The following is a 14,448-nucleotide window of genomic DNA, read 5'->3' as shown; positions in this document are numbered from 1 at the left end:
TTTGCGAGTGTTTAGAAACGATATCAAGTTAATAAAATTCGGCATAAAAGTTTTTGCCAAGCTTTTTTTCAAAAAGCTTGAAAAAAGTCGAAAAAAAGCTTGACATTATGAGAAAAAAATAGTATCATTATAAGAAATAGTTTAAATAAGAAATGTAAGACAGCTTTAATTTTTAATTAAAAAATTGGCTGCTTTATTCATATATTAAGGAGGATTTTTTATGCTAAGTGAGAGAAAATTTGAAAAAGAGGGTTTAACTTTTGACGATGTACTTCTGATTCCGGGACAGTCGGACGTTACGCCTAACATGATTAATCTGGGGACCAGACTTGCAGGTAATATTACTTTGAAAACTCCGATTATGACAGCAGCCATGGATACCGTAACAGAAGCAAAAATGGCAATCGCTATTGCGAGAGAAGGCGGAATCGGTATCATTCATAAAAACATGACTATAGAACAGCAGGCTGATGAAGTAGATAAGGTTAAGCGTTCTGAAAACGGGGTTATTGTAAATCCATTTTCTCTTACAGCGGACAGATATGTATATGACGCAGACGAACTGATGGGCAAGTATAAGATTTCAGGCGTACCGATCGTTGACAGTCAGGGAAAGCTTGTAGGTATCATTACGAACAGAGATATGCGCTTTATTTCAGATTATGATACTAAAATAGGCGACGTTATGACAAAGGACAATCTTATAACTGCTCCGATTGGTACTACTCTTGAACAGGCACAGGAAATTTTAAGAACTCACAAAATAGAGAAACTTCCTTTAGTTGACGAAAACGGTTATTTAAAGGGACTTATAACTATTAAAGATATTGAAAAAGCAATTCAGTACCCTAATTCTGCAAGAGACAAGGGCGGCAGACTTCTCTGCGGTGCTGCAATTGGCGTAACAGCAGACGTACTTGAAAGAGCAGGGGCTTTAATTGACGCGCAGGCTGACGTATTGGTACTGGATTCTGCACACGGTCATTCACAGAATATAATGAAATGTCTGAAAATGGTAAAAGAAGCTTATCCGGATATTCCTGTTATTGCCGGAAATATTGCCACAGCTGAAGCGGCTGAAGACCTTATTGCAGCCGGTGCAGACTGCTTAAAGGTCGGTATCGGTCCTGGTTCTATCTGTACGACACGTGTCGTTGCAGGTATCGGAGTACCTCAGATCACAGCGGTTTATGATGTTGCAAGAGTTGCTCAGAAGCATAATATACCGGTTATTGCAGACGGCGGTATCAAGTATTCAGGCGATATAGTAAAGGCGCTTGCAGCAGGTGCAAATGTAGTTATGCTGGGTTCACTTCTTGCAGGCTGCGAAGAGGCTCCGGGTGAAACTGAAATTTTCCAGGGACGTTCATTTAAGGTATACAGAGGTATGGGAAGTCTTGGAGCTATGGCATGCGGTTCTAAGGACAGATACTTCCAGGAGGGAGCTAAAAAGTTAGTTCCTGAAGGCGTTGAAGGACGTGTACCGTTTAAGGGTCCGGTTGCAGATACTATTTTCCAGCTGGTAGGCGGTATCAGATCAGGTATGGGTTACTGCGGCTGCGTTGATATTCCTACACTTCACGAAAAATCACAGTTTGTAAGAATTACAGGGGCAGGACTTAAGGAAAGTCATCCGCATGATATTTATATCACAAAAGAAGCTCCGAATTATTCAGCACAAATCTAATATAAAGGCGGTCTTTAGACCGCCTTACTTTTTTAAAAAAAAAGTAAGCAAAAAACCTTTTACGCCGAATTTCTTCAACTTGAAACACATTCTAAAGACTCGCAAAGCAGCTAAGGCTCGACAGGTAAGTAAACAGGGAATTGAAGAGAAAATTTTGAAAAAAAGTAAGCAAAAAACTTTTATATCGATTTTAGTTTACTAGTATTTTTTAAACAATTTACGAACCAAAGAAACAAGTTTCTTTAAAACTTCTTTTATTAACTTTCTTGTTTCGCAACAAGAAAGTAACAAAGAAATGCGCCCACTCAAACGCCGTGGGCGGCTTGCGGCACATAAAGTGCCGAATTTTATCCGTCATACAGTTTCTGAACTAATTAGTCTCCCCATAAAAGGCAAGACATAAAATAAAAAATTCACGCCCATGTAAGATGGGTGATACTAAAGAAGATAGCAAGTGGCAAAAACGTATCAGTCTTTTGTTTGAATAAAGAAATGACAAAAGTTTTTTATTTTCGTTTTTTCAAAAAACAAAAAGTTAAAAAATAATTTTGCATACTTTTTCAAAAAGTATTGAAATAAATGATATAAAATGGTATCATAATAACAGTTGTGTTTAAAGAAAAATATATATTTTAAAGGAGAATATAAGAATGAAATACGGTTATTTTGACCTTGAAAATAAGGAATATGTAATAACTAAGCCGGATACTCCTGCGTCATGGGTAAATTATTTGGGATCGCCTGAATACGGCGCTATCATTTCAAATAATGCCGCAGGATACAGCTTTGTTAAGTCAGGTGCAAACGGAAGGATAACACGTTTCCGTTTCAATTCAATGATGGCTCTTCCGGGACGCTATATATACATCAGAGATAATGAAACGTGTGATTACTGGTCTGCTTCATGGCAGCCTGTAGGAAAGCCGTTGGATAAGTATAAAAGCGAATGCAGACACGGTACGGCTTATACGGTAATTAGTTCTGAGTACGAAAAAATAGCGGCTGAGACAACTTATTATGTTCCACAGGGAAAAACATACGAAGTATGGCGTACAAAGATAACAAATAATGATACAAAGTCGAGAAAGCTTTCGGTTTTCGGATTTACTGAATTTACAAATGAAGATAATTATGAACAGGATCAGGTAAATTTGCAGTACTCGCTGTTTATTTCTCAGACTAAATTTGAAGAAAACAGAATTATTCAGACTATAAGTGAAAACAGTAAAAAAGACCGTACAGACAGATTTTTCGGTATGGTAGGAGCTGAAGTTACTGCCGCATGCGGTAATTTTGATAATTTCATAGGTTCATACAGAACCTACTCAAATCCCGTAGCTGTTGAAAACGGCAGACTAGATAACTCCATGAATTATAATTCAAATTCATGCGGCGCATTGCAGTCGGATATTACCCTTGAAGCCGGACAGACTACAGAACTTATTTATATTCTTGGAAGAAGAAAAAGTGAGGAAGCTGCTGTTATTCTGAATGAATACAAGGAACAGGGAAAAGTTGACAGGGAAGTAGAAGAGCTTAAAAATTACTGGCACTCCACTCTCGATCGTTTTCAGGTCAATACTCCAAGCGAAGAATTTAATAACATGATAAACGTGTGGAATGCATTCCAGTGCTTTATTACGTTTATATGGTCAAGAGCGGCTTCGTTTGTTTACTGCGGATTGAGAAACGGTTACGGTTATCGTGATACAGTACAGGATATACAGGGTATAATTCATCTTGATCCTGAAATGGCAGCGGAAAAGATAAGATTTATGCTGTCGGCGCAGGTCGATAACGGGGGAGGACTTCCACTGGTTAAATTCACACACAATGCCGGACATGAAAATACTCCTGACGATCCGGAATATGTTAAGGAAACAGGACACCCTTCATACCGTGCAGACGACGCTCTGTGGCTGTTCCCGACTATTGTAAAGTATCTGGGCGAAAGCGGAAACAAGGCATTTTTAGATGAGGTCATCGTTTATGCAAACGGAGGCGAAGCTACTGTTTATGAGCACTTGAAAAATGCCATAAGATTTTCTATGGAAAGACTCGGTGCACACTCAATGCCGGCAGGTCTCCATGCAGACTGGAACGATTGCTTAAGACTCGGTGCAAAAGGTGAGTCTACATTTGTTGCATTCCAGCTTTACTACGCAATGAGCGTTATTAAAGAAATGGCTATATTAAAGGGTGACGGCGATTATATAAGCTATATTGATAAGGTACAGGGGGAACTGTCTGCCGCTCTGGATAAGTGCTGGGACGAGGACAGATTTATAAGAGGTATCCGTGAGGACGGCGTTATCGTTGGAGCTAAGAACGATTCTGAAGCTAATATGTGGCTGAATCCACAAAGCTGGAGCGTTATTTCACGTTTTGCGTCTGATAAACAGGCTGAAAAAGCCCTTGACAGCGTTCATGAAATTCTCAATACGCCATACGGTGCAAAACTGCTTGATCCTCCTTATAAAAAGCATTATTTTGACGGTGCGCTTATGCATATTTTCAATGACGATACCAAAGAAAACGGCGGTATTTTCTCACAGTCGCAGGGTTGGATAATCCTGGCCGAAGCTCTTGCAGGACATGGTAACAGAGCCTTTGAGTACTTTATGGAAAGCTCTCCTGCTGCAATGAATGACAAGGCTGAGATAAGAGTTATTGAGCCGTATGCTCACGGACAGTTTACAGAGAGTAAGGCATCTCCTTTTGAGGGACGTTCTCATGTACATTGGCTGACCGGTACTGCGTCTACGGTTATGGTAGGCTGTGTTGAGGGTATATGCGGTATGAGACCTGATTTGGAAGGACTGGTAATTGCTCCGTCTATTCCGTCAGAGTGGGACGGTTTTACAATTGAAAAAAATTTCAGAGGCAAACAGCTTTCGATTGATATTCAGAATCCGAATCATGTACAGAGCGGAGTCAGTGAAATTACTCTTAACGGAGAAAAGCTTGAAGATAATTATGTTCCAGCTGAAAAGCTTGCAGATGTAAATAAAATTACTGTTATTATGGGATAACAAAAAAGGACGGTTTTGAACCGTCCTTTTTTAATTTTTATTATGGAAAACTTTTAAATCACTTCAAACAAACTTCCTGTCAGAGGAGTTACAGTTAAAGTAAAAATATCTTTTTTTGGTTCTACAGCTTTTGTTCCCCGTGGAACATCTCCGCCGTAATCTTCCCAGCGGCTGTTTAAAATTTCCTTTAACTTTACGGTTTTTCCCAGAGTAAACGATACTTCCTGTTTCATGCCGGAAAAATTAAATACGCATAAAACAGTACTTCCTCCGCAGGATCTTTCAAAAATATAAACACACTGTTCACAGTTGTCAGACATGATCCATCTGAAATTATCCATATTGTATTCGCCGCTGTGTAGCGCAGGATTTTTTAAATATATTTCATTTAACTTGGTTATATACTTTTGAAAAGCGTCATGAAGAGGATATTGAAGTATTTGCCAATCTTGTTCACGTTCCTCTGACCATTCTCTGAATTGTCCGAATTCATTTCCCATAAAGTTCAGTTTCTTGCCGGGGTGAGCGTACATATACATGTAAAGCGCCCGGCACTGTAGAAATTTATCTTGATAATCTCCGTACATTTTCTGAATTATGGTTGCTTTTCCGTGTACTGTTTCATCATGAGAGAATGGGAGAATAAAAAGCTCGTTGTAAAAGTATGCCATAGAGAAAGTCAGCTTGTGATAATGATTGTGACGTTCCCACGGGGCAATACGAAAATAGTCCAGGGTATCGTTCATCCAGCCAAGATCCCATTTGTAATCAAATCCCAGACCGTCATATTCAACAGGAGCGGTAATTTTCGGGAATGCTGTTGAATCCTCGGCTATCAGCATAGCTGTAGGGTGAAGCTTTTGAAGTCCCAGATTCATATTTTTAAGGAAACTTACAGTGTTTTCGTTGACGCCTCTTGCCGGATCTCCTCCCCAATAAATTGCACGGCTGATAGCGTCCATTCTAAGACCGTCAAAATGAAATTTTTCCAGCCAGAAATTAGCTGCGGACTGTACCAGACAGCGGGTTTCATTCCTTGAATGATTGAAGTTGCATGTTCCCCATTCGCTTATACCCACGTCTGACGGCGGATATTCATAGAGGTAAGAGCCGTCATATTGTGCAAGTCCGTAGCCGTCTACAGCAAAGTGAACGGGAACAAAATCCATAATTACTCCGATATTGTTTTTGTGGCATTTATCAACAAGCTCCATAAGCTGTGCAGCAGTGCCGTAACGTGAAGTAGGACTGAAAAATCCAGTGTTCTGATAACCCCAGGAGCAATCCGCCGGATGCTCGGAAAGGGGAAGAAATTCAAGATGAGTATATTTATGTTTTTTTGCATATTCAATAAGCTTGTCTGCAATTTCACTGTAATTATACCAGCCGTTTTCATTCTGAGGATTATTCAACCATGAACCCAGATGTACCTCATAGATATTCATAGGAGAATTGTAATTTTTATTTCTGCATTCCATCCACTTGTCATCAGTAAATTTATATTCAGACAAATCGACTATATAAGACGCCCACTGAGGACGCAGTTCCATTCCGAAGCCGTAAGGATCGCAGTGTTCAAAACGTTCGCCTGATTTTGTGTATATAACATATTTATACATATCTCCGAAATTTGCACTGTCTGAAACAAAGCTGTATACTCCATAAGATTCCTGAGTCATAGGTTCTTCCGACCAGTTATTGAAGCTTCCGAATATACATACGTTTGCGGCATTGGGAGCAAATGTTCTGAAAACAATACGTCCTGATTCTTTATGTGATCCAAAATATTCGTAGGCGTTAAAAACCTGTCCGGCAAAAAAATCATTCATGTTCATTTTTATCGATCAGCTCGCTTTCTGATTTATTAATAATTTCTGCTGCTCTTTTGATAAGGCTGACAAATTCATCAGCGTCCTCACCCATATTCATAAGCGCTGTTTTCATTTCATTGAAAACACTTTTTCTTACATTTTCAATATATTCTTTTCCGTTATCTGTAAGGAATACCATAACGTTTCTTTTATCTTTTTGAGAGGCTCTTCGTTTAATATAACCCTTTTTTTCAAGAATTTTCAGTGCGGCTGATACTCTTGCGCTGGTCATATAAAGTTCTCTGCAAAGCTCGGCAGGTTTTTTATAAACCTCGCCGCATATATAAAGATGATTAAGAAGCTTATGTTCACCTTGTAAAAAGAATGCGTAGTTGGTGATAGGGGATTTGTAATATGTGTCTTTAAGGGACTCCATTAAAATTTCAGTAAGCTTTTCATATTTCATAGTAAATTTTCCTTTTATAATTTACCTAACACTATTAGATAAAATTATTTTAGCATATACTTATGATTTTGTCAATAAAAATGTAAAAGGGACGTTTTAACGTCCCTTTCTTTATTTTCCGGTTTTTTGTAATATCAGTCCGGCTGCCGAAAATACTGCAAATGCTCCGATATCCACAGCTACTATAGTCGAACCCACAGGGGTTGCGTACAAAATTGAGATAAGAATACCAAGCAGTGCGCAGAAAACTGACAATACCGCCGAACATATCGTAACGGATCTAAAGCTTTTAAATATCCGCATTGCCGAAAGCGCAGGAAAAATAATCAGCGCAGATATCAGAAGAGAACCTACAAGATTCATTGCAAGTACTATTATAACCGCAATAATTACCGCTATAAGAAGATTGTAAATTCCGGCTTTAGTTCCCGTAGCTTTTGCGAAATTTTCATCAAATGTAACTGCAAATATTTTATTATAAAAAAACAGAAATGCCAAAACCACAACGATCGATAAAATTATACATAACCATACTTCAGCCTTTGTCAGCGTAAGTATGGAAGCCGAACCGAACAGCGTACTGCAAACGTCTCCCGAAAGATTTGAAGAAGTGGAAAACAAATTCATCAGCAGATATCCGATTGCCAGCGAGCCTACTGAGATCATAGCGATTGCAGCGTCGCCCTTTATTTTAGTACTGTTCCCCGTTCTCAGCAGCAGTACGGCGCAAATGACTGTTGCAGGAAGAACAAAAAGCATATCGTTGGTCAGATTCAGTACGGCGGCTACCGCCATTGCTCCGAACGCCGTATGAGAAAGTCCGTCGCCTATAAATGAAAAGCGTTTCAAAACAAGCGTAACTCCCAGAAGAGAAGAACAAAGAGCGATCAGTACGCCTACAATCAAAGCATAGCGTACAAAGGAATGCTCCATATAAAAGCTGAATTTTTCTACTATGTCATTCAATTTTCATTACTCCTTTCATTGCCGGTAAACTGACCTCCTGCATTGCTTTTAAGATATTCTTCTTTTGTACCGAAAAAAATTTCATCTCCGATATGCAGTATGTGGCTTGCATATTTAACAGCCGCGCTTATATCATGGGAAATCATAATTATTGTGATTTTATCCCGACGGTTCAGCTCTTCAATGATATCGTACATTTCCGCTGTAGCTTTAGGATCGAGTCCGGAAACAGGCTCGTCCAGCAAAAGCAGTTTTCTTGTAGCGCACAATGCTCTTGCAAGAAGTACTCTCTGCTGCTGACCGCCGGAAAGTTCCCTGTAACAGCGTGAGGAAAGATTGCTTATTCCCATTCGCTCCATATTTTGAAGGGCTGTATTTTTTTCTTCTTTTTTGTAAAAAGGTCTGATTCCGCATTGTCCCTGACAGCCGGACAGTACAATTTCCTTAACAGACGCAGGAAAGTCTCTTTGAACTACCGTCTGCTGAGGAAGATATCCTATTTCATTTGTTTTAAGTCCGTCTCCTGTTATAATACTTCCGCTGAGAGGAGAATGAAGATTCAAAAGAGTTTTCATAAGCGTTGTTTTTCCCGAACCGTTTTCACCTACAATACACAGATAATCACCCTTGTTTATTGAAAAGTTAAGATCGCTTACTATTGCTTTTGAATCATATCCCAATGACAGATTACGGCATTCTAACTGCGGCATTATAATTCCCCCTTAATTTAGAGCAGTCTTTATATTTTCAAGATTGTTTTCCATTACCGATAAATAAGTAAAGCCGTTTTCTATATCCTTAGAAGTGATCGACTGCATGGAATCCAGCGTTAAAATATTCAGATGTTTTGGTTGTGTTTCATTAATAACAGTGTTGGCAATTTTACTGTCCGAACCGTCGATTGTAATTACGCTTGTCAGTCCGAGTTCGTTGATTTTTCCGGCAAGAAATGTAATGGTTTCAAAGCTTGCCTGTGTTTCCGCAGAGCAGCCAGGAAAAGCTGCGTAACATGTAAGACTGTAATCGTCCGTCATATATCTGAAAGGAAAACGGTCGGCAAATAATAAAACATCTCTTTTTGACGAGCTTATTTCCCTTTGATACTTTTCATCAAGTGCGGAAAGCTTTTCAACATAAGAATTATTATTCTGTTTATAAATCTCTGCGTTTTCTGCGTCGATTTCGCTTAACTTGTCCGTAATGTAATTACAGAATGTCTCCGCATTTTTTAATGAAAGCCATACATGTTCGTCCGGTTCCGATTCCTCTTCGTCCTCATGCTCCATGCCCTCTAATATTTCTTCTTCCTTGACTGAATCTCCCAACACCTCAAGCAGATTTACAGCGACAATATCCTTGTTTGAGGCTTCCTTGAGAGCGTCCTGAGCCCACTGATCTGATTCTCCGCCAACATACACAAACATATCGCATTCTGAAATTTTAAGAATATCCTCTACAGACGGCTGAAAGCTATGCATATCCACTCCGCTTTCAAGAAGAAATGTTACTTCTGCATTATCCGCTTTTTCTCCTAAAATTTCTCTTACCCAATCGTATTCAGGAAAAATTGTGGTTACTATCTGAAGCTTGTCATTATTTTCGTTTAAATTATCTGAATCTGTACTGCATGCTGTAAGACAGAAAATCAGCAGTATTCCTGACATAACAGCAGATAAAATATGTTTCATAAATCCTTTTTACTCCTTAAACATGAATATGAAAATCGTTTTCAATTAATTATACATCATATTTTGATTTGTGTCAATAAAAACAGTAATAATTTTTTAAAAAGTGTAATATATATAATTGTAAACAAAATCAAAGGAGAAATAAAAAATGACCAATGATGAAAAAAATCAGAGAACTGTACACAATGTTATTATGGAAAACAGAAAAAGTCTTACCATTTCAGGAGTGACAGATGTGGACAGCTTTGATGAACGCTGCATTTCTCTTTACACTCAAATGGGCGAACTTGTTATACGTGGAAGAGAACTTCATATTAATTCCATGAGCGTTGAAACCGGAGATATGACAATTGACGGCGATATATGGGCGCTTAATTACGGAGATAAGGATAAAAGAGGAACAGTTTCTATGCTTGGTAAGCTGTTTCGTTAGGCGGTGAATTATGGAGGGTCTGGAAAGCTTTTTTACTTCCGGTCAGCAGCTTCAGTTATTTCTGCTGTCATGCGCTTTCGGTATACCCATCGGAATTGTTTTCGATATTTTTCGTGTTATAAGAATGATCATTCATCACAATAAAATTGCGGCTGCACTGGAAGATATACTTTTTTTCTGTCTTTACGGTGTGTTTCTGATGTGCTTTACCATATCTATGGCCCGCAGCGAATTCAGATTCTATTACTGCGCCGGTAATCTTATCGGCTTCATTCTTTACTATGTTACTGCGGGAACAGTCGTAACGGGTATACTGAGGAAAATTATAGGTTTTATAAAAAGAGCGCTTTTAAGAATTTTCAGACCGCTGTTAAAAAAGTTTGTACTTATATGTGAAAAAATCAGGACTATTTTTGTTGGAAGTCTCCAAAATATAAAAAGTAATAAAAAAAATAGTGAAACCCTCTTGATTGATGATACCAATTTGTTGTATAATAGTAATAAGGAAAAAAAGAATAAAAGAAAGAACGTGAAAAAACTTGGCGTCCAGAACTATAAGAAAAAAACGAAAAAAGGGCATGTTTAGCCTTATCAGCAAGCTTATTATTATTGCCGCTGTGATCGGATGTATAATTTCTATTATTATTACTCAGTCCAGTCTGGCGGAAATGCAGAAGGAACTTAATTCTATTGTCAATAAGACGGAAGAAGTCGAAGCTGAAAATGTTGAGTTGCAGAGGATTCTTGAAGACGACGATATGAACGCTTACATGAAAAAGCTGGCTATTGAAGATATGAATTATGCATATCCGGATGAACGAAGATATTATGATACATCAAGAAACTAGCTTTTTAAGCTTTTATAATTTTCATTAACAGGGGGATTTTTATTATTATGCAGCTCGAAGTAGGTAAAATATATGACGGTAAAGTAAAAGGAATAGCTCAGTACGGTGCATTTGTTGAAATTGAAGGCGCAGGTACGGGTATGGTACATATTTCCGAAATAGCCAATTCATTTGTTAAAGACGTTAAGGATTACCTTACTGAAAACCAGGAAGTCAAGGTTAAGGTACTTAATATCGGCGAGGACGGAAAAATCGGTCTTTCAATAAAGAAAGCAACTGAAAATACTGAGGAAACTCTTAAACCCGCAAAGCGTCAGGAACGCAGACCTAACGTCTGGGAGCCTAAGAAAAAGCCTCCTATGTCGGAGCTTGGCTTTGAGGAAATGCTGACTCGTTTTAAGCAGAACAGCGAAGAGAAAATTTGTGCTCTTAAACGCAGTACAGAACGTAAAAACGGTTCAAGAAGAAAATAATAGTGACGGACTTGAATTTTCAAGTCCGTTTTTTGTTAATTAATGTTGAATTGAGTAATTTTCAATTGTTTGTAACCTGTTAGCTCCGGAGGGAATATTATAATAATGAGCGGACTGCAATTATTTGTCCGCTTTAAATACTTAAGCAACGGAGTTTTCATTATGATAAATAATATAAAAACGCTTTCTTCCCTGAATGAGGGCAGTTCAGGACGTGTTGCAGAGCTTAAAATAAACGGTTCTATGAGGAGACGTTTGCAGGATATAGGTTTAATTGAGGGTACTGAAGTTTTGTGTCTGCAAAAAAGTCCTTCGGGAGATCCTGTAGCATATCTTATAAGAGGAGCTGTTATAGCTCTGAGAGGAGAAGATTCTTCTAAAATTATACTTGAAAGCGTTTGAAATTTTTTCGATTTCCCAAAAAAATCTCCTATGGATTTACCATAGGAGATTTTTGCAGTTATTTGATTGATATTTTTATTATTTTGCAAGTCTTTCTTCAAGCTTGTCAAGTTCCTTGATAAGCGCTTCAGGTACCTTACCGCCCTTATCAGCGATATCTTCCTTATAGTATCTGCGCATTTCTGCAATTTCCTTAGTCCAGAGATCCTTATCAACTGCAAGAAGCTTATCCATGATTTCAGGTGTAACCTCGTCTTCGATACCTTCAACGTTGATATCAGTCTTCTTAGGAATATATCCGATAGCTGTTTCATCAGCGTCGATAGTTCCTTCACATCTCTTGATGATCCAGTCGAGTACTCTCATGTTATCGCCGAATCCAGGCCAGATGAAGTTTCCGTTTTCATCCTGCTTGAACCAGTTTACATTGAAAATCTTAGGAGCCTTATCGCCGAGCTTTTCGCCCATTTCGAGCCAGTGTGCCCAGTAATCGCCTACATTGTATCCGATAAACGGTTTCATAGCCATTGGGTCATGTCTCAGTACGCCTACAGCGCCTGTTGCAGCAGCTGTTGTTTCTGAAGATACAGCGGAACCCATGTATGTTCCGTGTGTCCAGTCAAATGACTGATATACCAGCGGAGTTGTTGAAGCACGTCTGCCGCCGAAGATAATAGCTGAAATAGGAACACCTGCCGGATTATCAAATTCAGGTGAAATGCAAGGACAGTTCTTTGCAGGAGCTGTAAATCTTGAGTTTGGATGAGCAAGCTTGTTTCCGTTAGCAGTAAATTCCTTACCGTTAACCTTTTCGCCTTTCCATTCGGTTGCGTTTTCAGGAGGATTCTTGTCAAGACCTTCCCACCAAACTGTATTGTCATCATTATTGATAGCAACGTTTGTGAAAATAGTGTCCTTCATTGTTGAAGCAAGCGCATTGTAGTTAGACTTTTCATTAGTACCGGGAGCAACGCCGAAGAATCCGTTTTCAGGATTGATAGCATAAAGTCTGCCGTCTTCGCCCTGCTTCATCCAAGCGATATCGTCGCCGACTGTAAATACTTCATAGCCGTCCTTTTTATAGCCTTCCGGCGGAATAAGCATAGCAAGGTTTGTCTTACCGCATGCTGATGGGAATGCAGCTGTGATATACTTAACTTCACCGTCAGGCTTCTTAACGCCTAAGATAAGCATATGTTCAGCCATCCAGCCTTCATTCTTGCCCTGATATGAAGCGATTCTGAGTGCAAAGCACTTCTTACCCAGAAGTACATTACCGCCGTAAGCGGAGTTAATTGACCAGATTGCATTATCTTCAGGGAACTGAACGATATATCTCTTTTCAGGATCAACATCAGCCTTTGAATGCAGACCGCGAACGAAATCGTTTGATTCGTCGCCGAGGTTTTCAAAAGCCTGTTTACCCATTCTTGTCATGATATTCATGTTAAGAACAACGTAGATAGAATCAGTAACTTCAACGCCTACCTTAGCGAGAGGAGAGCCGATAGGACCCATTGAGTAAGGGATAACATACATTGTTCTGCCCTTCATAGCACCGTCGTACATAGGTGTCAGCATTGCCTTCATTTCGTCCGGATCCATCCAGTTGTTTGTCGGACCTGCGTCTTCCTTATTCTTGCAGCAGATAAAAGTTCTGTCTTCAACTCTTGCTACGTCGTTTGGAAGAGTTCTGTGGTACAGACATCCCGGAAGCTTTTCCTGATTGAGTTCAATCATTTCGCCTGTTGAGATTGCTTCCGCTTTAAGAGCGTCGATCTGCTCCTTGCTTCCGTCGATCCAAACTACCTTATCAGGCTTTGTAAGGGCTGTCATTTCTTCAACCCATTTTAAAACGTTGGGGTTCTTTGTCAGTGACATGGTAATAATCCTCCTTGATAATTTAACTGCATATTTATTATTGTATGTATTTTTCTGCAATAATGCAGTTATTCTTTAAAAATTTTTGTTTCATTTTTATATTATAATATTTTTTGAAATAGTTGTCAATAGAATTTCCTTTGATTTGTGAAATTTATAACAATTTTCATTGTTTTTTCACAAAGGACAACTGTTTTCCAGTCGTGTACTTTATTTAATCCGCTTTATAACATAACACATTTGTCATTTTCTTTGATTGCCCAAAGAAACAAGTTTCTTTAAAGCTTCTTTTCTTAACTTTCTTGTCTTGCAACAAGAAAGTAACAAAGAAATGCACTTCTTTCTTTGTTCACACCAAAGAAAGAAGCAAAGAAATGTAACGACTGCGCAGCCCTTTTAAACTATCACGCAAGGAACTCTCCCAAAACTGTACTGAGACATGTCTGCAACTTACGTTTTCCTCTTAGTATCGCCCATCTTACTTGGGCGTGAATTTTTGATGTCACGTCTTGCCTTTTATGGGGAGACCTATTAGTTCAGAAACTGTATGACGGATAATGTTTTTCTTTGTTTTACTTTCTTTCACATGAAAGAAAGTAAAATACGTGTTTCTTTGGTTCGTTTCTTGTCACGAGACAAGAAATGAACAAGAAAAAAGAGTTCAATAGACGATTTAAAAGTTTTTGCCAACTTTTTTCAAAATTTTTTTTCAATTCTTTATAAAATTAACTTTGCGAGTCTTTAAAAACTGTTTCAAGTTG

The 14,448-nt window shown here is 38.7% G+C and carries 13 protein-coding genes; 7 read left to right on the top strand and 6 right to left on the bottom strand.

Features of this window, described 5'->3' with window-relative positions:
* Nucleotides 1-220: 220 nt before the first annotated feature.
* Both guaB and OCV67_RS04340 read left to right on the top strand, forming a co-directional pair.
* Nucleotides 221-1,687: an IMP dehydrogenase gene (guaB, locus tag OCV67_RS04345; RefSeq protein WP_147642645.1), complete on the top strand. Its 1,467-nt coding sequence runs from the start codon at nt 221-223 to the stop codon at nt 1,685-1,687.
* 650 nt (nt 1,688-2,337) lie between these two features.
* Entirely contained in the window at nt 2,338-4,719 is a 2,382-nt protein-coding gene (locus OCV67_RS04340; RefSeq protein ID WP_147642643.1) for a GH36-type glycosyl hydrolase domain-containing protein, read from the top strand.
* Nucleotides 4,720-4,772: 53 nt separating this feature from the next.
* Here OCV67_RS04340 and glgB read toward each other — a convergent pair whose 3' ends face one another.
* The 5 genes from glgB to OCV67_RS04315 all read right to left on the bottom strand — a co-directional run bounded on the left by glgB (nt 4,773) and on the right by OCV67_RS04315 (nt 9,650).
* Nucleotides 4,773-6,554, bottom strand: a complete 1,782-nt coding sequence (gene glgB / locus OCV67_RS04335; protein ID WP_147642641.1) for a 1,4-alpha-glucan branching protein GlgB — start codon at nt 6,552-6,554, stop codon at nt 4,773-4,775.
* Nucleotides 6,541-6,996 carry a MarR family winged helix-turn-helix transcriptional regulator gene (locus OCV67_RS04330; protein ID WP_147642639.1) on the bottom strand — a complete coding sequence of 152 codons (456 nt, stop codon included), beginning with the start codon at nt 6,994-6,996 and terminating at the stop codon, nt 6,541-6,543. The genes glgB and OCV67_RS04330 overlap by 14 nt, the downstream gene beginning before the upstream one ends.
* 111 nt (nt 6,997-7,107) lie before the next feature.
* On the bottom strand, nt 7,108-7,962 hold the full coding sequence (locus tag OCV67_RS04325; protein WP_394802682.1) for a metal ABC transporter permease: 855 nt from the start codon (nt 7,960-7,962) through the stop codon (nt 7,108-7,110).
* Nucleotides 7,959-8,672, bottom strand: coding sequence for a metal ABC transporter ATP-binding protein (locus OCV67_RS04320; protein ID WP_147642638.1), 714 nt, complete (start codon nt 8,670-8,672; stop codon nt 7,959-7,961). Before OCV67_RS04320 ends, OCV67_RS04325 begins: the two co-directional genes overlap by 4 nt.
* Nucleotides 8,673-8,684: 12 nt before the next feature.
* Nucleotides 8,685-9,650 (bottom strand): metal ABC transporter substrate-binding protein, encoded by a 966-nt coding sequence (locus tag OCV67_RS04315; RefSeq protein WP_147642636.1) that lies wholly within the window; start codon nt 9,648-9,650, stop codon nt 8,685-8,687.
* Between the two features lie 148 nt (nt 9,651-9,798).
* Between OCV67_RS04315 and yabP the strand changes: the two genes are divergently transcribed.
* The 5 genes from yabP to OCV67_RS04290 all read left to right on the top strand — a co-directional run bounded on the left by yabP (nt 9,799) and on the right by OCV67_RS04290 (nt 11,806).
* The gene (yabP, locus tag OCV67_RS04310; protein ID WP_147642634.1) at nt 9,799-10,083 is read left to right on the top strand and encodes a sporulation protein YabP; all 285 of its coding nucleotides are present in this window, start codon (nt 9,799-9,801) and stop codon (nt 10,081-10,083) included.
* Nucleotides 10,084-10,093: 10 nt separating this feature from the next.
* Entirely contained in the window at nt 10,094-10,669 is a 576-nt protein-coding gene (gene yabQ / locus OCV67_RS04305) for a spore cortex biosynthesis protein YabQ (RefSeq protein WP_147642633.1), read from the top strand.
* Nucleotides 10,662-10,931 (top strand): hypothetical protein, encoded by a 270-nt coding sequence (locus tag OCV67_RS04300; protein WP_147642631.1) that lies wholly within the window; start codon nt 10,662-10,664, stop codon nt 10,929-10,931. Before yabQ ends, OCV67_RS04300 begins: the two co-directional genes overlap by 8 nt.
* A 47-nt stretch (nt 10,932-10,978) precedes the next feature.
* Nucleotides 10,979-11,404, top strand: coding sequence for a S1 RNA-binding domain-containing protein (locus tag OCV67_RS04295; RefSeq protein ID WP_147642630.1), 426 nt, complete (start codon nt 10,979-10,981; stop codon nt 11,402-11,404).
* A 162-nt stretch (nt 11,405-11,566) separates the two neighbouring features.
* Nucleotides 11,567-11,806 carry a FeoA family protein gene (locus tag OCV67_RS04290; protein ID WP_147642629.1) on the top strand — a complete coding sequence of 80 codons (240 nt, stop codon included), beginning with the start codon at nt 11,567-11,569 and terminating at the stop codon, nt 11,804-11,806.
* A 78-nt stretch (nt 11,807-11,884) separates the two neighbouring features.
* On the opposite strand, the gene OCV67_RS04285 is transcribed toward OCV67_RS04290, so the two are convergent.
* Nucleotides 11,885-13,696, bottom strand: coding sequence for a phosphoenolpyruvate carboxykinase (GTP) (locus OCV67_RS04285; RefSeq protein ID WP_262644305.1), 1,812 nt, complete (start codon nt 13,694-13,696; stop codon nt 11,885-11,887).
* Nucleotides 13,697-14,448: the final 752 nt, after the last annotated feature.

Origin of the sequence: Porcipelethomonas ammoniilytica (assembly GCF_025567485.1) — a bacterium.
In the GTDB taxonomy this organism is placed as follows: Bacteria; Bacillota; Clostridia; order Oscillospirales; family Ruminococcaceae; genus Porcipelethomonas; species Porcipelethomonas ammoniilytica.
This window is presented reverse-complemented; position numbering and strand designations above follow the sequence as displayed.